Origin of the sequence: Streptomyces sp. NBC_01478, from assembly GCF_036227225.1 — a bacterium.
GTDB lineage: Bacteria > Actinomycetota > Actinomycetes > Streptomycetales > Streptomycetaceae > Streptomyces.
In genome coordinates, this window is record NZ_CP109444.1 from 5,758,227 (window position 1) to 5,779,645 (window position 21,419).

General features: G+C 74.3%; 14 protein-coding genes. 6 read left to right on the forward strand and 8 right to left on the reverse strand.

Annotation, left to right across the window (positions count from 1 at the left end):
* Positions 1-4 precede the first annotated feature (4 nt).
* Positions 5-1,234: a cytochrome P450 gene (locus OG223_RS26005; RefSeq protein ID WP_329253236.1), complete on the reverse strand. Its 1,230-nt coding sequence runs from the start codon at positions 1,232-1,234 to the stop codon at positions 5-7.
* Complete coding sequence (locus tag OG223_RS26010; RefSeq protein WP_329253239.1) at positions 1,231-4,914, reverse strand: amino acid adenylation domain-containing protein; 3,684 nt, start codon at positions 4,912-4,914, stop codon at positions 1,231-1,233. The genes OG223_RS26005 and OG223_RS26010 overlap by 4 nt, the downstream gene beginning before the upstream one ends.
* 131 nt (positions 4,915-5,045) lie before the next feature.
* On the opposite strand from OG223_RS26010, the gene OG223_RS26015 reads away from it, so the two are divergent.
* Both OG223_RS26015 and OG223_RS26020 read left to right on the forward strand, forming a co-directional pair.
* The gene (locus tag OG223_RS26015) at positions 5,046-8,279 is read left to right on the forward strand and encodes a type I polyketide synthase (RefSeq protein WP_329253241.1); all 3,234 of its coding nucleotides are present in this window, start codon (positions 5,046-5,048) and stop codon (positions 8,277-8,279) included.
* Between the two features lie 45 nt (positions 8,280-8,324).
* Positions 8,325-9,221, forward strand: a complete 897-nt coding sequence (locus OG223_RS26020) for a TauD/TfdA dioxygenase family protein (protein WP_329253244.1) — start codon at positions 8,325-8,327, stop codon at positions 9,219-9,221.
* 86 nt (positions 9,222-9,307) lie between these two features.
* On the opposite strand, the gene OG223_RS26025 is transcribed toward OG223_RS26020, so the two are convergent.
* From OG223_RS26025 to OG223_RS26035, 3 genes are all read right to left on the reverse strand, one after another.
* A complete protein-coding gene (locus OG223_RS26025; protein ID WP_329253247.1) occupies positions 9,308-10,642 on the reverse strand; it encodes an aminotransferase family protein in 1,335 nt (444 codons plus the stop codon).
* Positions 10,643-10,719: 77 nt separating this feature from the next.
* Complete coding sequence (locus OG223_RS26030) at positions 10,720-11,460, reverse strand: SDR family NAD(P)-dependent oxidoreductase (protein ID WP_329253250.1); 741 nt, start codon at positions 11,458-11,460, stop codon at positions 10,720-10,722.
* Positions 11,457-12,200 (reverse strand): class I SAM-dependent DNA methyltransferase, encoded by a 744-nt coding sequence (locus tag OG223_RS26035; RefSeq protein ID WP_329253253.1) that lies wholly within the window; start codon positions 12,198-12,200, stop codon positions 11,457-11,459. Before OG223_RS26035 ends, OG223_RS26030 begins: the two co-directional genes overlap by 4 nt.
* 150 nt (positions 12,201-12,350) lie before the next feature.
* On the opposite strand from OG223_RS26035, the gene OG223_RS26040 reads away from it, so the two are divergent.
* Positions 12,351-13,259: an aminoglycoside phosphotransferase family protein gene (locus tag OG223_RS26040; RefSeq protein ID WP_329253256.1), complete on the forward strand. Its 909-nt coding sequence runs from the start codon at positions 12,351-12,353 to the stop codon at positions 13,257-13,259.
* A gap of 57 nt (positions 13,260-13,316) precedes the next feature.
* On the opposite strand, the gene OG223_RS26045 is transcribed toward OG223_RS26040, so the two are convergent.
* Positions 13,317-14,282 carry a UDP-glucuronic acid decarboxylase family protein gene (locus OG223_RS26045; protein ID WP_329253259.1) on the reverse strand — a complete coding sequence of 322 codons (966 nt, stop codon included), beginning with the start codon at positions 14,280-14,282 and terminating at the stop codon, positions 13,317-13,319.
* 112 nt (positions 14,283-14,394) lie between these two features.
* Between OG223_RS26045 and OG223_RS26050 the strand changes: the two genes are divergently transcribed.
* Positions 14,395-15,645 (forward strand): MFS transporter, encoded by a 1,251-nt coding sequence (locus OG223_RS26050; protein WP_329253262.1) that lies wholly within the window; start codon positions 14,395-14,397, stop codon positions 15,643-15,645.
* A 22-nt stretch (positions 15,646-15,667) separates the two neighbouring features.
* On the opposite strand, the gene OG223_RS26055 is transcribed toward OG223_RS26050, so the two are convergent.
* Positions 15,668-16,528, reverse strand: a complete 861-nt coding sequence (locus OG223_RS26055) for a glycosyltransferase family A protein (RefSeq protein ID WP_329253265.1) — start codon at positions 16,526-16,528, stop codon at positions 15,668-15,670.
* A 189-nt stretch (positions 16,529-16,717) separates the two neighbouring features.
* Here OG223_RS26055 and OG223_RS26060 point away from each other — a divergent pair, with 189 nt between their 5' ends.
* Positions 16,718-17,902: a glycosyltransferase family 2 protein gene (locus OG223_RS26060; protein ID WP_329253269.1), complete on the forward strand. Its 1,185-nt coding sequence runs from the start codon at positions 16,718-16,720 to the stop codon at positions 17,900-17,902.
* 13 nt (positions 17,903-17,915) lie between these two features.
* Here OG223_RS26060 and OG223_RS26065 read toward each other — a convergent pair whose 3' ends face one another.
* A complete protein-coding gene (locus OG223_RS26065) occupies positions 17,916-19,922 on the reverse strand; it encodes an alpha/beta hydrolase family protein (RefSeq protein WP_329253272.1) in 2,007 nt (668 codons plus the stop codon).
* A gap of 131 nt (positions 19,923-20,053) precedes the next feature.
* On the opposite strand from OG223_RS26065, the gene OG223_RS26070 reads away from it, so the two are divergent.
* Positions 20,054-21,376: an MFS transporter gene (locus OG223_RS26070; protein WP_329253275.1), complete on the forward strand. Its 1,323-nt coding sequence runs from the start codon at positions 20,054-20,056 to the stop codon at positions 21,374-21,376.
* The last annotated feature ends 43 nt before the right edge of the window (positions 21,377-21,419 follow it).

Genomic DNA, 21,419 nt, shown 5'->3' on the forward strand with positions numbered 1-21,419 from the left:
ACGGTCAGCTCCTTCGTGTCACGGGCTGGTGGGAGGTCAGGCGCACGGGCAGGGACGCGGGCCCGTTGACCGCGTTCGACCGCACGAGGGTGTGCGGACCGGCCTGTTCGATCAGGTCCGTCGCGTCGAGGAGTTCCGCGAACAGGGCCCGCATCTCGGCGCGGGCCAGCGTGCTGCCGATGCAGAAGTGCTCGCCGGAGGCCAGCGCGATGTGCCGGTTGGGCCGGCGCGCGATGTCGAAGCGGTACGGGTCCTCGAAGACGGCCTCGTCCCGGTTGGCCGAGGGCAGCCACAGCACGACCCGGTCACCGGCCTCGACGCGCTCGCCCCGGATGACGCGGGGCCGGGTGGCGGTCCGCATGCTGTGGGTCGCGCTGGAGGTCCAGCGCACGATCTCCTCCACCGCGCCCGGCAGCAGCGCCCGGTCCTGCCGCAGCCGGTGCCACTGGCCGGGGTGCCGGAGGAAGGCGAGCATGCCGCCGATCAGGGCGAGCCGGCCGTTCTCGGTGGCGCCGATGAGGTTCTCGCAGTTGAGCAGTACCTCGTGCTCGCTCAGCAGCTCGCCGTGGACGGTCCCGTTGACCAGGGCGCTGACCAGGTCGTCGGCGGGTTCGGCCATGCGGTCGTAGAGCAGCTCCATGAAGTACTCCATGAGCTGCGGGTGCGCGGCCAGCGAGGTGTGGGCGGCGAACGCCTCCTCGCACCACCGGTAGACGTCCTCGTGGTCGCGCTCGGGGATGCCGATGATCCCGCAGATGACGGAGTGCGAGAACCGTCCGGCGACGTGCACGAAGTCGCAGACGCCCTCCTCGACGGCGCGGGCGACGGCCGTTCGGGCCGCCGTCCGGATGGAGTCCTCCAGGCCGCGTACGGCACGGGTGCTGAACCAGTCCGCCATCAGGGACCGCAGTTCCTTGTGGCGCGGCGGGTCGGACAGGGCGAGGGTCAGCCCGCCGCCGGGGTCGTCGCCCAGTCGGGCCGGGCGCAGCAGCACCCCGCGCGCCGAGCTGAAGCCGGCCGGGTCGCGGTAGACGTCCCGGATGTCCTCGTAGGTGGTGAGCGACCAGAAGGCGGGCAGTTCGCCGGCCTCGTGCCGGTGCACGGGGGAGAACTCGCGCATCCAGCGCCACAGCGCGTGCGGGTCGCCGCCGGCGTGCAGATCGGGGTCGGCGATGCGGGTGAGGAGGTGTTCGGGCGAGAGGAGGTGTTCGGGCGATACGACGGTTGCCGTCATGACGGTGCCCTTCCAGAGGTGAGCCGGTCCTGTCGGGCCTGTCGGTCGAGTCGGGCCACCCGGTCCGAGAAGTGGTCGGTGATCGCGCGGGCCGCGGCGGGCGGTACGGCCCGCGGGTGGAACGTCGTCTCCACGGACAGTCCGCCCGCGCCGTCCGGCCAGCACTCGGTGTGCAGTTCGAGCGGCAGGTCCGGGTAGGGCTGGCGCAGGAACGTGCTGCGCAGGCCGGGGAGATGGAGGTCCGGGGCAGGGTTGTCCTGGAGCGCGAAGAGGACCTGGTAGAGCGGGGGCCGACCGGTGCGGGGCGGGTCGACGAGGGTGAGGACGTCCCCGAGGGGCACGTCCTGCGCGGCGAAGGCGCGGGCGACGATCCCCCCGGTCTCGCGCAGGGCGGTCGCGCGGCCGTCCAGGGCGGTGCCGCGCAGGCGCAGGCACAGCATGGTGATGTGGCATCCGACGACGTCCTCCAGGCCCGCCGCATCGCGCTGCGCGCACGGGACGCCGACCGCGAAGTCCCGCTGCCCGGTGACCTCCGCGACGCTCCCCGCCCACAGGGCCAGCAGCGCGACGAACCGGCTCACCCCGCACGCGGCGGCCAGCGCGTCGACCGCCCCGAGGTCGGACGTCGGCACCCGGACCGTCACCCGCCGGGGCCCGCCGCCGGCCGCGTCCCCGGCCCGACCCGGCGGCCAGCGCAGTTCCGGTACGGCGGTCAACTCGTCCACCAGGTACGCGCGTTCGGCGTCGAGGTCGGCGTGCGGAACACGGGCCGCGGGCGGCCGGACCGGTGCCGGGAGAACGGGGCGCGGGGCGCCGCCGGCCCGCGCGGCGGCGTCGGCCGTGCCCCCGGCCTCACCCGACGGCCGACACAGCTCCGGCACGCCGGTCAACTCGCCCGCTAGGTACGCGCGTTCGGCGTCGACATCCGCGTGCGGAACACGGGCCGCGGGCGGCCGGACCAGTGACGGGAGAGCGGAGCGCGGGGCGCCGCCGGCCAGGGCGGCGGCGTCGACCGCGTCCCCGGCCTCACCCGACGGCCGACACAGCTCCGGCACGCCGGTCAACTCGCCCGCCAGGTACGCGCGTTCGACCTCGACATCCGCCTGCGGAACACGGGCCGCGGGCGGCCGGACCGGTGCCGGGAGAGCGGAGCGCGGGGCGCCGCCGGCCAGGGCGGCGGCGTCGGCCGCGTCCCCGGCCTCACCCGACGGCCGACACAGCTCCGGCACGGCGGTCAACTCGTCCACCAGGTACGCGCGTTCGGCGTCGAGGTCCGCGTGCGGAACACGGGCCGCGGGCGGCCGGACCGGTGCCGGGAGAGCGGGGCGCGGGCCGGCGCCGGCCCGCGCGGTGGCGTAGGCCGTGCCCAGGTCGCGGGCGAGGACCGACTCCGACCAGCCGTCGAAGGCGATGTGGTGCACCACGCAGCCGAACACCGTCGTGTCCGACCCGGCCACCGGCACCAGGGCCGTGCGCCACACCTCTCCCCCGGCCAGGTCGAGTTCGTCGGTCAGCTCGGTCCGCAGCGCCGCGACGGCGGCCTCGACGGACGGCTCCTCGTCCAGCGACTCCAGGTCGGGGGGCGGGATGTCCACGAGCACGGCCGCCGGGGCCGGATCCGCGAGATAGGCGGAGCGCAGCGCCTCGTGCCGTGCGTGCACCGCGTCGACGGCGGCGCGCAGGGCCGCCCGGTCCAGCTCGCCCTCGACGGTCCAGGTGAGCAGACAGTGCGAGGTCAGGTCGGTGGGGTCGACGAGCGCGCGGGTGAGGCAGACGATCTGCAGGGGGGTGAGCGCGGTGGTGCCCTCCGGGGCGGGCGGCTCGGGCGGCGCCGGCGGGCCGGCCGTGTCCCGCAGCCACTGGGCGAGCGCCGTGACGGTCGTCCTGCCGTAGAACCGCGCGACCGGGACCGGGCGGCCGAACCGGGCCGCGAGCCGGGCGCAGACCCGCCCCGCGCCGAGCGAGGTGCCGCCGAGTTCGAGGAACGGCACGTCCGGCGGTACGGAGTCCCGGCCGAGCACGGCCGCGAAGGTCTCCGCGACGGCCCGGGCGACGGGGTCGGTTCCGGGCCCGGTGCGGTCCGGGCCGGGCGGGGACGGCGGGCGGGGCGGCTCCGGTGTCAGGGCGAGCAGGGCGCGTTCGTCGAGTTTTCCCCGGTCGGTGGTCGGGAAGCCGTCGACGACGACCAGCAGCGCGGGCCGCTGGTAGGGGACGAGCGCCGTGTGGAGGGTGGCGAGGGCGTCCGGCAGCGGGTCGTCCGGCCGGTGCGGCACGCAGAACGCGATCAGCTCCAGGCCGGTGCCGGAGGCGTCCGGGCGGGCCAGCACCCGGCAGGACCGTACGTCCGGGAGCACCTCCGCCACCTGGCGCTCGACCTCGGCGGGCTCCACGCGATGGCCGCGGATCTTCACCTGCCCGTCGGCCCGGCCCCGGAAGTGCAGCAGGCCGTCCTGGTCCCAGGCGACCAGGTCGCCCGTGCGGTAGACGCGCACGCCCTCGCCCTCGCCCTCGTCCTCGCCGAGCGGGATGCGGGTGAACTTGCGCTCGGTCAGGGCGGGATCGCCGAGGTAGCCGAGCGCCAGCCCGTCCCCGGCGACGCACAGTTCGCCCGTCTCGCCCACCGCGCAGCGGCGGGTGCCGTCCGGCTCCACGACGTACACCCGGGTGCCGGGGACGGGGCGGCCGAGGGGGATGCCGCCGGGGCGGTCGCAGTCGGCGTCGGTGACGCGGTGGGTGGTGGTGAACACGGTGGACTCGACCGGGCCGTATCCGTTGGTCAGGGCGATGCCGGGATGGCGGCGCAGAAAGCGGCGCACATGGGGGACGGAGAGCCGCTCGCCGCCGACGAGCACCTGGCGCAGGCCCTGGAACGCGTCCGGGTCCTCGTCCACGACCATGTTGAACAGGCTGCTGGTGAGCCACACGGTGTCCGTGCCGTGCCGCAGCACGCCGGACCGCAGCGCGGTGGGCGAGAGGTAGGGCTCCTCGACGATCAGCGAGGTGCCGCCGTTGAGGAGCACCGACCACAGCTCCAGGGAGAACGCGTCCCAGGACACGGCCGCCGCCAGCGGCATCACGGTGCCGGCGGTGAACGACGCGAAGCCGTCCGGGGGGAAGAGCCGGGCCGTCGCCCGGTGCGGGGTCACGGCCCCCTTGGGGCGGCCGGTCGTGCCCGAGGTGAAGAACACGCAGGCCGGGGCGGAGCCCTGGACGCGGGCGGGCCGGAAGTCCGGTGGCACCGCTGCGCGGACGGCGTCCTCGGGCGGTGCCCAGACCGGTGACAGCCGTGCGCCCGGCGGGAGTTCGGTGCCGTGCTCGGCCACCACGAGGGGCGGGTCGAGTTGCGCGTGGATGTCGCTCAGCCGCCGCTCGGGCCAGGCCGGATCCAGCAGGGCGTACCCGGCACCGGTCTTGAGGACCGCGAGCAGGGCGACGACCAGCCGCGTACCGCGCGGCAGCAGAACCGGGACCAGGTCGCCTGGCCCCGCCCCCGCGGCGGCGAGCCGGGCGGCCCAGGCGTCGGCGGTGCGGTCCAACTCCCCGTAGGTGACGGCGCGTTCACCGTCGAGGAGGGCCACCGCGTCCGGCCGGGCGCGGGCCCGGCGGGCGAACGTCTCGTGCAGGCCCTCGTCGGGCGCGGCGCATGGGGGCCCCGCGCTCCAGGCGGCGTTCGGTTGCAAGCCCACCCTCTCCCCTCGACGTGCCCTGCGTGCGAGCACAGATCAACTTATTGCCAGGATTGGCAAAACATTGCCATAGGTTGCCATTGCTGGCAACCTATCCAGGTGCCCCGATGCAGAAGGTGGTTTCGATGACTCGCGACCGATCCCTGGACATTGCCGTCACGGGCGTCTCCGCACGGTTCCCCGGCGCCCCCGACCTCGACGCGTGGTGGACGGCCCTGACCGAGGGCCGGGTCCTGACCAGGCGCTACGAGGCGTCCGACCTGCTCGCCGCGGGGGTGCCCAAGGACCTGCTGGACGACCCCGCCTACGTCCCCGTGTACGGCCATCTCCCGGACGCCGACCGCTTCGACAACGCGCTGTTCGGGGTCAGCCCGCGCGAGGCCCAGATGATGGACCCGCAGCACCGGCTGCTGCTGGAGGCCGCGTGGGCGGCCCTGGAGGACGCGGGTGTCGCCCCGCGCGGCCGGGCGGCGGGAGCCCCGAGGACGGCCGTGTTCGCCTCCGCCAGCGGCAGCGGCTATCTGCGCGCCATGGTCGCGGGCGGGCAACTGGACCCGATGACCGTCGAGGACGCGATCCACGGCACCGAGCCCGACTTCATGGCGAGCCTCCTGTCGTACAAGCTGGACCTGACCGGGCCCGCCGTGGCGGTGCAGACGGCCTGCTCCTCCTCCCTGGTCGCGCTGCACATGGCCGTCCAGTCACTGCTGAACGGCGACTGCGACCAGGCCCTCGTCGCCGCGGCCGGGATCGCCTACCCGCAGGCCGGACACCTCGCCGTGGCGGGCGGCATCCACTCGGCGTCCGGGCAGTGCCGGCCCTTCGACGAGCACGCCGACGGTGTCGTCGCCGGGGGCGGAGTGGCCTGCGTGGTGCTGCGCAGACTGGCTGACGCGGAGGCGGACGGCTGCGACCCTTACGGTGTCGTGCTCGGCACCGCGATCAACAACGACGGTGCGGCGAAAGCGGGTTACTACGCCCCGTCCGTCGGCGGCCAGGAGGCCGTCATCCGCGCCGCCCTGTCCACGGCGGACGTCGGCGGCGACACGATCGGCTATCTGGAGACGCACGGCACCGGCACCCGCGTGGGCGACCCCATCGAGTGGTCGGCGGCCACGGCCGCGCTGAGCGGGGCGGGCGCGCCCGAGGGCTCCGTCGCGGTGGGGGCGCTCAAGGCCAACGTCGGCCATCTCGACAACTCCGCCGGACTGGCCGCCCTGATCAAGGCGCTGCTGGTGGTGAAGACGGGCGTGGTGCCGCCGGTGGCCGGGTTCACCCGCCTCAACCCCCTGCTGGAGACGGCCGGTTCACCGCTGTACGTCCCCACCGAGTGCGGCCCGTGGACGGGCCCCGAGCCGCGCCGGGCCGGGGTCAGCTCCTTCGGCATCGGCGGCACCAACGTGCACGTGGTCGTCGAGCAGCCGCCCCCCGTCCCGGCCGGTCCCGGGCCCGAGGACCGTACGAGGCTGGTGCTGCTGTCCGCCGCCCACGCCGGGGCCCTGGAGCGCTCGGCGGCCCGGCTGGGCGCCCGACTGGCCGACGGCGGCGCGGACCTGGCGGACGTCGAGCAGCCGCCTGCCACCCCGGCGGGTCCCGGGCCCGAGGACCGTACGAGGCTGGTGCTGCTGTCCGCCGCCGACGCCGGGGCCCTGGAGCGCTCGGCGGCCCGGCTGGGCGCCCGGCTGGCCGACGGCGGCGCGGACCTGGCGGACGTCGCGGCCACCCTCGCCACCGGACGGGCCGAACTGCCGGAGCGGCTCGCGGTGACCGGGCGTACCGCCGCCGAGGTGGCGCTGCGGCTGACCCGGAACGCGGCCGCCGTACGCGGCGGTCGTCCCGCCCGCGGGCCCGCGCCCGTCGTGTTCGCCTTCCCCGGGCAGGGCACCCAGTACCCGGGCATGGCGCTGCCAGCCGCCGAGGCCCTGCCGGGCTTCCCGGCCGCGCTGGAGGAGTGCCTCGCCGCGTTCGGGCCGGCCCTCGCCCAACGCATGCGCGGCGCGCTCCTCGACCCCGCCTTCCCGGCGGCGGAGCTGACGGCGACCGAGCTGGTCCAGCCCGTCCTGTTCGCCTTCGAGTACGCGGCCGCCACCGCCCTCACCGCGCTCGGCGTCAGGCCCGCCGCGGTGGCCGGGCACAGCCTCGGGGAGATCACGGCCGCCTGTGTCGCCGGGATCCTCGATCTCGCCGACGCCGCCCGACTGGTGACCGCCCGCGGGCAGGCCATGCAGGAGTGCCCCGAGGGCGCCATGCTCGCGCTCGGCTGCACCGAGGAACACGCCCGCGAACTCATCGCCGTCTCCGGCCTCCCCGGTCTGGAGCCGGCCGCCGTGAACTCCCCCGAGAGCTGTGTGGTGGCCGGTCCCGTCGAGGCCGTCACCGAGTTCGAGGCACGGCTCGCGGGCCGGATCCCGCTGCGCCGGCTCGCCGCGAACCGCGCCTTCCACAGCGCGCTCGTCGAACCCGCGCTGCCCCGGCTGACCGACACGCTCGCCACCCTCACCGTCCGCAGGCCCGCCGTGGCCTTCGCGGCGAACGTGACCGGGCGTCTCTTCCCTCCGGACAGCGAGATCCGGCCGCGGCTCTTCGTCGAACAGGCCCGGCGCACCGTGCGGTTCGGGGACGCGCTGGCGTCGATCGCCGAGCACCTCCCCGACGCGCTGGTCGTGGAGGTGGGACCCGGCCAGGTGCTGTCCGCCCTCGCGGAGACGGCCGGCCTGTCCGTCGTCCCGCTCTCACCGTCCCGTACGGCCCACCCGGCCGACGAGGTCCTCACCGCCCTCGGCACCCTGTGGACCCAGGGCCAGCCCCTCTCCCCGCGCGCCCTCTGCGACCCCGGCCACCGCAGGGTCCACCTGCCGTCCTACCCCTTCGCGGGCCCACGCTGGATCGCCCCGGAGGCGGCGCCGCAGACGGACGCGGCACGGTCCGTCCAGGTGGCCGGGGAGACCGCCCGCGCCCAGGAGAACGCGCGAGCGGCCAGGCCCGGCCCCATCGCGCCCCAGGACCCCACCACCCTCCACACCCACCCACCGACGAACCCGACACCATCCCCCGAGACCACCGGGGAAACCACCTCCGCCCCGCAGACCGCGCCGACGCACACGGCCCGGCCCGAGCCCGTCGCACCCCCGAACCCCACCGCCCTCCTCACCCGGCTGTGGACCGAACTCCTCGGCCACGACGGCCTCGTCGGCCACTCCGACTTCTTCGAGCTGGGCGGCGACTCGCTCCTGGCCACCCGGCTCGCCCGCAGGGCCACCCAGGAACTCGGCGTCCGGATCCCCGTCCTCGACCTGATGACCGCCCGCTCCCTGAGCGGCCAGGCAGAACTCGTGACCGCCCTCACGGCGGCCAACTGACCCTCCGGCCCACCCGGCCGGCAGCCCGAGAGAGAGGCATCCACTGTGACCACCGCCCCCGTCACGACGGCCCGGCTGACCGTCACCCCGCTGACCGGCACCCTCGGCGCCCTGATCAGCGGTGTCGACACGGCCGTCACACCCGACGCGGAGACCGTCGGGGAACTGCGCCGGGCCCTGCTCCGCCACAAGGTCGTCTTCCTCCGCGACCAGGGCCTGGACTACGACAGCCAGGCCGCCCTCGCCCGCACCTTCGGCGAGCTGACCCTCGGTCACCCCATCTACGCGGCCCCCGAGAACCGCCCCGAGGTCAGGGAGATCGACTCCCGGCAGGGCACCCGCGCCAACCACTGGCACACGGACCTCACCTTCGTCGACCGGCCCCCGGCGATCGCCTTCCTCCACAACAAGATCGCCCCCGAGTACGGCGGCGACACCATGTGGGCCGACACCGTGGCCGCGTACGAGGCGCTGCCCGAGCCGCTGCGGGCCCTCGCCGACCGGCTGCGGGTCGTGCACAGCAACGACTCCGACTACACCGACGCCACGGTCGCGGCCCGCCGCGAGTACGTCTCCACCCTGTTCGAGACCGAGCACCCGGCGGTGCACGTCCACCCCGAGACCGGCGAACGCGCCCTGCTGCTCGGCGGGTTCGCGCGCCGGGCGGCCGGCCTCGCCCCGCAGGCCTCGCGCGACGTGCTGCGCCTCCTTCAGGAGTACGTCACGATCCCGGAGCACACCGTCCGCTGGCGCTGGCGCCCGGGAGACCTGGCGATCTGGGACAACCGGGCGACCCAGCACTACGCGGTCTTCGACTACGGCACCCGGGACCGGCGCGCGGAACGCTGCACCGTGACCGGGACGGTCCCGGTGGGAGTCGACGGGCGGCCCAGCACGGTGCTCAGCGGTGACACGACCGCCTACAGCGACGGCAGGTCCTGACCACCCTCCGCACCGCGGCCGAGGAAGGGAAAGAAAGGAGGGGAGGCCCCCTGGGCCTCCCCTCCTTCGGCGATCCGCGGGCGGGGTCAGCCCGCCACGTCCGTCACCGCCTCCGTGAGGCCCGCCGCGAGGGCCGCCGCCCCCTCGTCGTCGATCACCAGCGGCGGCACCGCCATCACCGCCGCGCCGACCTGCCGCAGCAGCAGCCCGCGTTCCCGGGCCCGGGTCAGGACGCGGGCCGCGAGCTCGGGCGAGGCGGTCTCGACGACCAGGATCAGGCCCAGCCCGCGCACGTCCACCACGCCCCGGGCGCCGGTCAACGGTGCCAGCTCGCCGAGGAGACCGGTGCCGAGCCGCTCGGCCCGGCCGGGCAGATCCCCTTCCTCCAGGACGTCGAGAGTCGCCAGCGCCGCCGCGCAGGCCACCGCGTGACCGGAGGTGGTGTGGCCGTAGCGCAGACCGCCGATGACGGGGTCCCGGCCGAACGTGTCGTGGACGTGCTGCCCGACGGTGACGGCCGCGATCGGCACATAGCCGCCGCTCAGTCCCTTGCTGCTGACGAGAACGTCCGGGGTGACGCCCTCGCGGCGGGCGGCGAACATCGCGCCGCAGCGGCCGTACGCGGTGAAGACCTCGTCGAGGACCAGCAGGGTGCCGGTGGCGTCGCAGAGCGCGCGCAGCTCCCGCAGGAAGCCGGGCGGGAGGACGACGGCGCCGCCGACGTTCAGGAACGGTTCGACGACGACGGCGGCCGGGAGGTCGTCCGGGTCGTCGCCGATGGCCCGCTCGAAGGCGGCGAGCAGGACGGGCAGCGCCTCCTCGTGACGCAACAGCGCCGGTTCCAGCGGCAGTTCGACCCGGGTCACCGGGACCGGCGGGTCGAGCAGGTGCGTGCTGCGCGGCAGGGTGGACAGGCTGCGGCTGAGGAGCGTGGCGCCGTGGTAGGAGCGGGCGAAGGTGACCAGCCGGGAGCGGGGCCGGCCGAGGTGGGCCCAGTAGGAGACGGCCATCATGACGGCGGCGTCGAAGCCCTCGGAGCCGCTGTTGACGAACAGTGTCTTGTCCATGCCGGGCGGAAGATGCCCCGCGAGGCGTTCCGCGAGCAGTCCGGCGGGTTCGTGCCCGGCCACGGAGAGGTCGAAGTGGTGCAGGCGGGAGGCCTGTTCGGCGAGGGCCCGCAGGACGTGGGGGTGGGCGTATCCGCACGTGGAGTTGAGCGCGGAGGCGTCGAGGTAGGCGCGGCCGTCGATGTCCCACACGTGGTGGCCCGAGCCGTGCGAGAGGGTCAGTGCGGAGCGGTCGGCGGCCAGCGGGGTCCAGGTGTGCCAGACGTGCCGCCGGTCGCGGGCCCGTACGGCCTCGGTGTCGGGGGCGGGAAGGGCCGGGCGGACGGGTGCGCTGGTGGTCCGGGTTGCGTTCATGGGCGCTCTTTCTGACTGCGTCGGGGTCGGTGGGCTGCCTTGCGGTGACACGGGGCCCGCACCGGCGGACCGGGGACCTACCAGGCCAGGGCGCCGTGCTCGTCGAAGAAGCCGCCGCTCGGGCCGTCGTCGGGGAGGGTCGCGAGGGCGACGAGGGACCGGGCGCCCTCCTGGACGGTGCGGGGAGCGCGGAAGCCGTTCATGGCGGTGGCCGTCCAGCCCGGCGACGCCGAGTTGATCTTCACGTGCTTCAGGCCGGGGTCCTCCCGGAACGCCAGCCCGTACTGGACCGTCAGCATGTTCAGGGCGGCCTTCGAGGCGGTGTAGGCGAGCCGCACCGACGCGTCGCCCGGCAGCTCCGCGCCCGAGACGGTCAGGCCGAACGAGGCCGTCGTGCTGGAGACGTTGACGATGCGGGGCGCGGGGGAGCGGGCCAGCAGCGGCAGCAGGGCGTGGATCATGGCGACCGCGCCGGCCACGTTGACGTCGAGGAGGCCGCGGACGAGGTCGGCGCCGGTGTCGGCCGCGGCGGCGCCGGCGAACACGCCCGCGTTGTTGACGAGGACGTCGAGCCGCCCGTGCTCCCGCCGCAGACGGGCGGCGAGCGCGGCGACGCTGCCGGTGTCGGTCACGTCGACCGCCACGGGCGTCACCCCCCGGACGCCGTCCCGCTCCAGCGCGCGGGCCGCGTCCGCGCCGCGCCCGGCGTCACGGCTGCCGAGCAGGACGACGGCGCCGCGCAGCGCCAGTTGCCGGGCGGTCTCCAGGCCGATGCCCCGGTTGGCCCCGGTGACCAGGGCGATCGCGCCGGGCCTCATCGGGCGCACCGGTACACCGACACGTGTCCGGTGCTGTCGGGGCCGAAGGGCTCGCCGGACCAGTCGGCGATCCGCCGTTCGAGCCGGAGGCCGGCGCGGTCCGCCATCAGGTCGAGTTCGGCGGGCGGGCAGTAGCGCTCGGCGTGCGGGCGCAGGTGGACGCCGTCGGCGTCGAAGGTGATCTTCTGGCTGTGGAAGCGCTGGGCCGCCGGGTCGAAGCGGTACACCTCGATGGTGGCGGAGTCCTCCGTGACGGACAGGGCGTGGACGCGCTGGCCCCGGTCGAAGAAGGCCGGGTCGGGGACGTACGCCTCGATCACGAAGGCGCCGTCCGCGCCGAGGACGCGGGCGGCGTTGTCGAAACAGGCCTGCTGGCGCTCGGCCTCCAGCAGATTGAAGATCGTGTTGTAGACGAGGTAGACCAGGGTGAAGGGGCCGTCCACCGGGATCTCGGCCATGTCCCCGACGGTCACCGGGACACCGTCGCCGCCCGGCTTCCCGCGCAGGCGCGCGGCCATCTTCGCGGACCCCTCGACTCCTTCGACCCGGATGCCCCGGGCGGCCAGCGGCAGGGCCACCCGGCCGGTGCCGACGGCGAGTTCGAGGACGCGTCCGCCGCCCGCGAGCCCGGCGAGGAAGTCCACGGCGGGTGCCGGGTCGAGGGTCGTCCGGTCGTCGTAGTCGTCGGCCCAGACCTCGCCGAAGAGCGCCGGATCGCCGAACTTCCTGCTGGTGGCCATGAGAACCCCTTCCCTCGGTGACGTCCGCCTTCCCATATTGCCGCACCTGGCAACATCGAGGCAATATATTGCCCCACTGTTGAGGTGAACTGACATCCCGAACTGTCAAATCCATTGCGCGGTACGGCAGTTTCGGGCAATCATCGCCGCATGGTCTCCACACCCCCCGACGGCCGCGCGGGCATCGACGCCGCGCTGGTCACCAAGTTGATCGACGCCCAGTTCCCGCAGTGGTCGGGCCTGCCCGTGGTCCCGGTGGAAGTCGACGGCTGGGACAACCGCACCTACCGCCTCGGCGCCGACATGTCCGTACGGCTGCCCACGGCGGCCGGCTACGTCCCCGCCGTCGACAAGGAGAGCACCTGGCTGCCCCGGCTCGCGCCCGATCTGCCCCTGGCCGTTCCGACGATCCTGGGCGCGGGCGTCCCGGGCGCGGGCTACCCCTTCCCGTGGTCCGTGCGCGGCTGGCTGGACGGCGAGACCTCCGCCCCCGGACGGATCGACGACATGGCCCGGTTCGCGTCCGCCGTCGGCGAGTTCGTGCTGGCCCTCCAGCGCTGCGACACCACCGGCGGCCCGCTCGCCGGGGAGCACAGTTGGTACCGCGGCGCCTCGCCCGCCCACTACGACGACGAGACCCGGCGCTGCCTCGCCGCCCTGGAGGGCCACGTCGACACCCGGCGGGCCGCCGAGGTGTGGGAGGCCGCCCTCGCCGCCGAGTGGCGCGGCACGCCCGTGTGGTTCCACGGGGACATCGCGAGCGGCAACCTGCTGGTCAGGGACGGTGAGCTGACGGCCGTCATCGACTTCGGCACGTCCGGCGTCGGCGACCCGGCCTGCGATCTGGTGATCGCGTGGACGATGTTCTCCGGCGAAAGCCGGGACGCCTTCCGCCGCACGACCGCCCAGGACGACGGCATGTGGGCGCGGGCCCGCGGCTGGGCCCTGTGGAAGGCGCTGCTGGTGCTCTCCCAGAGCCTCGCCGGCGACACCGGACCGGACGCCGCCTCGCACCACGTGATCGACGAGGTCCTGACCGACCACGCCCGCCTCACCTGAGCGGACAGCGGCAGCGGGTGCCGTACCCCCCCTGGCGGGGCGCGGCACCCGCTGCCGCTATCCGGCCACCGCGGCCTCCACCCCGCGCGGGTCGGACGAGCGGGAGCGGAACCAGTCGATGGTGTGCCCCAGCCCCTCCGTCAGGTCGACGACCGGGCGCCAGCCGAGGGTGCGGACGGCGTGCTCGATGGCCGGGCGGCGGCGCGGCGGGTCGTCCTGCGGCAGCTCCCGGTGCAGTACCGGCGCCGCTGTCGCCGTCAACTCCCTTACCAGCGTAGCCAGTTGACCCATGGTGAACTCCGCCGGGTTGCCCAGATTGACCGGTCCTGCGTGCTCGGAGTCGAGCATGGCCACCAGGCCCCGGACCAGGTCGTCGACGTAGCAGAAACTCCGGGTCTGCTCGCCGTCGCCGTAGATGGTGATCGCGTTCCCGCCGAGCGCCTGGGAGATGAAGTTGCTGACCACCCGCCCGTCGTCCGCGCGCATCCGCGGGCCGTACGTGTTGAAGATGCGGACGATGCCCGTGTTCACCCCGAGCGCGCCCCGGTGCGCGGTGGTGAGCGCCTCCGCGAACCGCTTGCTCTCGTCGTAGACACTGCGCGGCCCGATCGGGTTCACGTGCCCCCAGTAGTCCTCCGTCTGCGGGTGCACCTGCGGGCTGCCGTACACCTCGCTGGTGGACGCGAGGAGGAAGCGCGCGCCGTGCCGCCGGGCGAGGGCGAGGGCGTGCTCGGTGCCCCGGCTGCCGGCGGCGAGGGTCTGCAGGGGGCGGCGCAGATAGTCCGGCGGCGAGGCCGGACTGGCCAGATGGGCCACGGCGTCCACCGGGCCGGGGACGTCGAACCCCAGGGTGACGTCCGCCTCGATGAATCGGAAGGCCGGGCTGTGCCACGCGTCCTCGAGGTTCTCCCGCCGCCCGGTCGACAGGTCGTCGACGCAGACGACGCTGTCGCCCCGGCCCAGCAACGCGTCGCACAGATGCGATCCGAGGAAGCCGGCCCCACCGGTGATGACGACTCGCATGATCCTCCTCAGTCAGTCCAACTCGGTCTGTCAATCATTTGCCTCAAGTGTTGCCTTGCCTGTGCCTACTTGGCAATATCGGCGTGCCATGTTTGCCAAATGGAGGGTCGCCATGACCGGTACAGGCTTCACAGCGGCGGCACGGGGCCGTGCCCGGACGGCGTACGGCTCGGTGGCGGGGCTGGCCAGGGACGGCGCCCTGGCCGGACTGGTCGCGAACACGGGCCTGATCGGCGTCTCCGGCGCCATGATGAGCACCTCCGGCAGCCTGTTCCTGGCCGAGGGGATCGGCGTCGGCCCGCTGCTGATCGGCCTGTTCTTCCTCGGCCGGGGCGTCCTCGGGGTCCTGTCGGGACTCGCCTTCGGCGCGCTGTCCGACCGGATCGGCAACCGGCGCCTGCTGCTCGCCCTGTGCACGCTGCTGTCCGCGGTCGGCACCTTCGCCTACGTCGTCGTACGCGACTACTACCTGCTCTTCGCGTTCGGCGCGGTCTTCTTCGCGCTCGGCAGCGCCTGCTTCCCTCAACTGCTCGCCTACACACGGGAGTTCGCCGACACCAGGGCGCTGGACGCCACGTTCTTCAACTCCCTGCTGCGCGCCCTCACCTCGATGGCCTGGGTCGTCGGCCCGCCGCTCGGCTTCCTGCTGATCGACGCCGGCGGCTTCGGCGTCATGTACCTCACCGTCACGGCGATGTACGTCCTGGCCTGCGTCCTGTGCCTGTGGCTGCTGCCGAAGCACTCCGCGCCCGCCGCCGCGCGAGGGCCCCGGGCGCGGGGCAACCCGTTCACCGGCCTCGGCCGGTCCTCCTGGACCCTGCTCGTCGCGACCGTGCTGCTGCTGGCGGTCAACAGCGTCTACCAGATCGACATCGCGCTGTTCGTCACCGAGCAGCTCGACTACGGCACGGGCTTCACCGGTCTGCTGCTCGGGCTCGCCTCGGCGCTGGAGATCCCGGTGATGATGTACCTGGGCGCCCGCGCGGACCGCATCGGCAAGCGACGGCTCGTGCGCTACGCCGCCTGCTGCGCGGCCGTGTTCTTCGCCGCCCTGCCGCTGGCCGGGTCCAGGCCCGCCCTGCTCGCGCTCCAGGCACTCAACGCCTTCTTCATGGCGGTGGTGCTGAGCATCCCCGTGACCATCCTTCAGGAGGCCCTGCCCGACCGGGTCGGGGCGGCCTCGTCGCTGTTCACCGGCGCGTTCCAGGTCGGGGTGATGCTGGGCGGCGCCACCGCCGGCGTGGTCATCGGCCGGCTCGGCTACGGCCGGGTCTTCTGGGTGTGCGCGCTGCTCGCGGCCCTGGCGGCGGTCCTGCTCACGACGGGACGTGAGCCCGGCGCCGACGGTGCGCGGGTGCCGTGAGCAGCGCGCCCGCCACCGCCGGCTACCCGGCCGCCGGGGCCGCCTGCGGCCGGGTGATCCGGTTCGAGACGCCGCCGAGGTAGTACCGGACGGTGGGCTGCCGCGTCGACACCATCGGGACGCCGTTGTCCTGGAGGGTGGCGAGCAGTTTGTCGTCGGGAGCGGTGTTGGCCTCGTGCTCCGCGGCGGTGAAGGTCTCCGGGATCGGCAGCCGCAGCAGCAGGTCCCGGCTCACCAGCCACACGCTCTGGTCCACCAGGGAGACCGGGTCCTGGGCCCGCATCGTGCTGCTGGTGCGGAAGGCGTCCCCCGGGCCCCGCGGATCGGCGCGGTCCAGCAGGATGTTGGTGCCCCGGACACGGACGCCCTTGTCGCACATCACGTCGTGGATGCGCGCCGCCTCGGCCGGGTCGGTGACGGTGTGCCAGGCCTCGTCGAGGTAGGGGGCGCCGTCGGCGTACCACATGGTCCGCCCGGAGTGGGCGACCCGCACGCCGTGCCGCCGGGCGCAGTCCAGGAGGCTGCTCAGGTGGTGGGGCTCGTACTCGTTGTCGTCGTCCAGGAACGCGATCCAGTCCGCCGAGGAGAGCCGGACGCCGGTGTTGAACAGCCGTGAGAGCCGGGGGTAGACCCGGCGTTTGTCGCCCGGCGGCTCGTCGCGCTCGGCCTGCGGGCGCGGCTCCTGGTGGACGGTCACCCGCAGTCCCGGGCGGGTGGGGGCGGCGGCGACGGCGGCGACCGTCCCGGCGTCCTCCTCGTCGACGACGATCACATGCTCGATCAGGCCGTCGAAGTCCTGCGCGTACACGGAGTCCATGGCGCGCCTGAGCAGTCGCGGACGCCCTCGCGTCACCGTCACGACGCCGATCGTGTCCTCGCTCATACGGTTCTCCCCTTCGCTCAACGTGGTGCGGGATCACGCTCCTCGCGGTGCGAGGGCCGGCTCCGATCCAACCAAGCATTGCCAACTTAGGCAAGCTCCTGTCAATGTGTTGCCAGAAGTGAAGTCCAGAGAAGTGACAGAGAAGTGACCAGAGAAGTGACCGAGGAACGGCTCGAAGGAGGGCGTGCGGTGGGTGGTCCCAAGATCAGTGTCGTGATCCCGTACAAACAGCGTCTGCGCAACTTCCGCGTCGCGCTCGCGGCGCTCGCCGAACAGACCCTGCCCGGCTCCGAGTTCGAGATCGTCGTCGGGGCGCTGGAGTACTCGCCGGAGTACCTGGAGGTGTGCCGGGAGTACGCGGGGCGGCTGACCGTCGTCTCCGTCCTGGTCGACGAGGAGTGGAACCTGTGCCGCTCGCGCAACCTCGCGCTGCGCCAGGTGTCCGGCGAGGTCGTGGTCTTCCTCGACGCCGACCTCGCCCTGCCGCCGCGCTGTCTGGAGACCCTCTACGACCGGTACTACGCGGACGGGCAGGAGCGGTGCGTGGTCGGCCGGATCGTCGGGCTCGACGGGCGCTCGGACCGGGCGGCGGAGACCGCGGACCTGCCCGAGCACCGGCGGTTCCGGACCCTGCTCGCGGACCTGGAGGCGGCGCCGGGCGAGTGCCACGACAAGCGGTGGCGGTTCGATCCGTTCGTGCTGCCCTGGACCCTGGTCTGGGGCGCGTTCATCGTGATCCCCGCCGCGTCCGTCCGCCGGCACGGGCTGCTGTTCGACGAGGACTTCCACGGCTGGGGCGGCGAGGACCAGGAGTGGGGCTACCGGGTGCACGCGGCGGGCATCCCGATCGTGCGCGGTGAGAACGTGTTCGGACTGCATCTGCCGCACATGCGCGACGTCTCGACCAACTTCCGCGAGTTCGACGTCAACATGGACCACTTCCTCACCAAGTGGCCCGCCCTGGACGTGGAACTCTTCCGCGCCTACGACATGTGGGGCGCCAACCGCCGCTACGAAGAGGCCCGGTCCGAGATCGCGGCGATCGTGCCCGGCCCGGACGGCGCGCTCGGCGTGGCGCGCGGCACCGTCGCCGGCCGGGACACCCTCGTCGTCGGCGTCCCGCTGACCGCCCCGGCCGGCCGGCCCGCCGAGATCGCCGACCCCGCGGTCCGGGGCCTGTTCGAGACCGTGCCGAGCGTTCTCCCGCTGGTCGGCCTGGCGCTGCCCTTCGCCGGCGGGAGCGTCGAGGAGTGCCGCGTGCTGCCCGCAGTACTGCGGCTGAGCGAGCGGTACCGGGAGACCGTGCTGCGCGAGGCCGCCCGGGTGGCGCGGCACGTGGTGACGGCGGCGGAGAGCGTCGGCCCGGCCGCCTGACGGCTCACGTCGCTCACACCGACAGCTCCAGGCGCGGCACCCCGGGCGGCTCGAAGCCGAACACCTGGCCGTAGACGGAGAGTTCGGCGTGCAGACAGGCCACGACGGTCTCCGCCCTGCGGAACCCGTGCTGCTCGCCCTCGAAGGTGAGGTGGACGTGCGGGACCGTACCGCCCAGTTGCCGCAGGAACCGCTCCGCCTGCACGGGCGGGGTGATCGTGTCGTCCAGGCCCTGCATGAGGACGAAGGGCGCCCGCACCCGGCCGGCCCGCCGCAGCGGTGACACGCGCGCGTAGCGCTCGGCGGCCTGCGGCCAGGGGCCCAGCAGGCTCTCCAGGTATCTCGACTCGAAGTCGTGCGTGCCGCGGTCGCGCCACTCCTCGGGGTCGAGCAGCGGGTAGTAGATGCCCGCGACGCGGTACAGGGACGGCTCGGCCGCCAGTGAGGCCGCCGCCGTCCACCCGCCCGCGCTGCCGCCCCGGATGCCGATCCGCCCGGGGTCGGCCAGGCCGCGCGCCACCAGCCCCCGGGCCACGGCGGCGCAGTCCCCCACGTCGGTCACGCCCCAGGCGCCGCGCAGCCGCTCCCGGTAGGGCCTGCCGAAGCCGGTCGAGCCGCCGTACTGGACGTCGACCACGCCGATGCCCCGGCTGGTGAAGTAGGCGATCTCCCGGTTCACGACCATCTGGCTGCGGGTGGTGGGGCCGCCGTGCGCCTGCACCAGGAACGGCGGCAACTCTCCCTCGGGAGCGGTGAATCCGGGGTTGTGCGGGAGGTGGACGAACGCGTGGACGTCGTCGCCGTCCGCGTTGCGGAAGACCTCGTGCCGGCCGTACGGCAGCCAGTCCGCGTGCCGGACGCCGTCCTGCCCCGGGCCGGGGCCGCGCAGCACCTCCAGGCGGGGCGCCCCGGCGGCACCGAAGTCGGCCAGGACGACGGAGGACGGCTGCCGCGGCCCCGCGGCCGTGCCCGCGACCCGGCGCCCGTCGGTCGCCAGATGCGCCCACTCGGTGTACGGCGACTCCACGTCGGCCAGCGAGCCGTCGGGGCGCAGCACGGCCAGCCTGCGCCCGCTCGTCCCGTACGCCACGAACAGCCGCCCGTCGTCCGCGGGCAGGAACCAGCGCGCGCCGATCCGCCACAGCGGCTCGCCGAACTCCTCGGCGCACGGGCACAGGCAGCGGCTGTCCCCCGCCGGTCCGATCTCGTGGATGTTCCACCAGCCGTCCGGATCACTCAGCACGTACAGCACCCCGGGCCGGTCCGGCGCCCACTCCACCTGGCCGACCGAGACGCCCGGACCGCCCGCGATCCGCCGGGCCGGCCCGAGTGTCCCGTCGGTCCGCACCGGGGCGCACATCAGGTCCGTGGTCTCCCACGGCATGTCCGGGTGGTTCCAGCCGATCCAGGCGACCTGCCGGCCGTCCGGCGCGACCTTCGGGCCGGTCATCAGGTGATGGCCGCCACCGAGCACCCGTACCGCGCCCGGGTCGTGCGCCGCGCGGCCGTCCAGCGGCAGCGCCACCAGCGCCCGGCGGACCTCCGTGCCCGCCGGGTCGAGCAGGGTCTCGCGCAGGCACCACACCTCCTCGCCGACCCGCGCGAAGTCGGCGTACCGCAGCCCGGTGGGCAGGTCGGGCTCCGGGCTGAGCGGCACCGGCTCGGCCCCCGGCGCGCAGCGGTAGACCCGCTGGTCGTCGCCGTTGGTGAAGACGAACCCGGCGGACGCGTCCCGGCCGAGGGCGAGCCAGGGGCGTCCGCCGTACTCGATGACCCGTGAGCGCACGCTCCAGCCGGCGCCGAGCAGGTCGGTGACGGTGCCGTCCGGGGCCCGGCCGACCAGGGCGCAGCGGCCGCCCTCCCTGGGCCGTAGCTCGATCCACCACACCTGCTCGCCGACGAAGCCGACCCACTCGACGCGCGTGGCGCCGCCCGCCGCCTCGGCGGCGGTGATCGGAGAGGTCCACGTGCCGTACGGCGCCGTACGCACCGTTGCCTCGGCCACCTCTGCTGTTGCCACTGTCTACCTCCTCGCTTCGGCCCAACCTTCCCACGGAGGTTGCCTTCATATGCCAAGCCTGGCAACATGTTGCCTCGATCGGGCCGGAATCGGTCGGCCCGGAGTCGGCCGGAGGAAGAGGAGGGGTACCCGTGACCGGGACCGTGCTCAAGGAAACGGCGGGCGGACCCGCCGAGCCCCGACCGGCGGCCCCCCGGCGGCTGCGTGCCTCCCTCGCGCTGGAGACGCTCCTGGGCGCCCTCGGCCTCTACAGCGTCATTCCGGTCCTGGGCACGCTGCTCGCGGCCCGCTCCCCGGGCTCCGGCGCCGCGGTCGTCGGGGTCGGCCTGTTCTGCTACACCGCGTCGGCGGGCCTGTCCGCCACCCTCGCCGCCCACTGGCTGCGCAGGGTGCCGTACGCCTCCGGCATGGTGGGTGCCGTCCTGCTCACGGCCGCCGCGTTCGGGCTGCTGCCCCGGGCCGGCGCCGACTGGCAGTTGTGCGCGCTGCTCGTCCTCGCCGGGTTCGGCGTGAGCGCCCACTTCCTGTACTCCCGGGTGCTCATCGCGGAGGTGGTGCGCCACGACATCGGGCGCAACCAGCTCTTCTCGATGCTCCAGATCGCCGTGAACGCGGCGGCGGCGCTCGGCCCGTTCCTGGCCAACGTCCTCTACTCAACGGACCGGCCGCAGCGGCTGATGGGCGTGGTGGCGCTGTGCTACCTGGCCGCCGCCGTCGTCATGCTGCCCGGCATCCCGCGCGGAATCCGGCCGCCCGCGGCCTCCAGCAGGTGGCCGGTCGGCCGGCCGGTGCTGCGCCAGGTCGTCACCGTGCCCCGGATCCGCCGCGTCATCCTGGTCAGCGTCCTCGGCACGTTCGTGTACGCCCAGTTCTACTCGGCCTTCGTCTTCTACGTCGCCCAGGACTTCGACTCGGCCGCGCTCCGCTCGTTCCTGGTGGCGGGACCGGCGATCTGGATCGTGGTCCTCCAGGCCGGGGTCACCGCGGTCATCAGCAGGCTGATGAGGCGCGGTACGACCCCCTTCGCCGTGCTCGGCGGCGCCAACCTGCTCTTCGGCGTCTCCATGACCACCCTCGGCCTGGGCCTGACCCCCGTCGTCGGCGCGGTCCTCGCCGTCCTGGTGTTCTCCGTCGCCGAGATGGCGTTCGGCCCCATGGTGAGCACCGCGTACGCCGGACTGCCCATCGCCTCCAGCCTGGAGGCGTTCAACCTGCGCCAGGTGTGCTGGTCCTTCGGCGAGGCGCTCGGCGCGCTCTCGGGCGGCGCCCTGTTCGTCACGCTCCACGACCAGGGCCACGGCCGGCTCTACTGGGCCGCCCTCGGCGCGGTCACGCTCACCGCCACGGGCCTGCTCCAGTACCTCGCGCACCGCGACCCGGCCGGCACGGACACAGGCGCCACCACCGCCGACGCCGACGCCGACGCCTCACCGACACCGGCCGTAACGCAGTAAACGCACCCACCCCACCGCGTTCACACCCACCCACCAGAGGAGT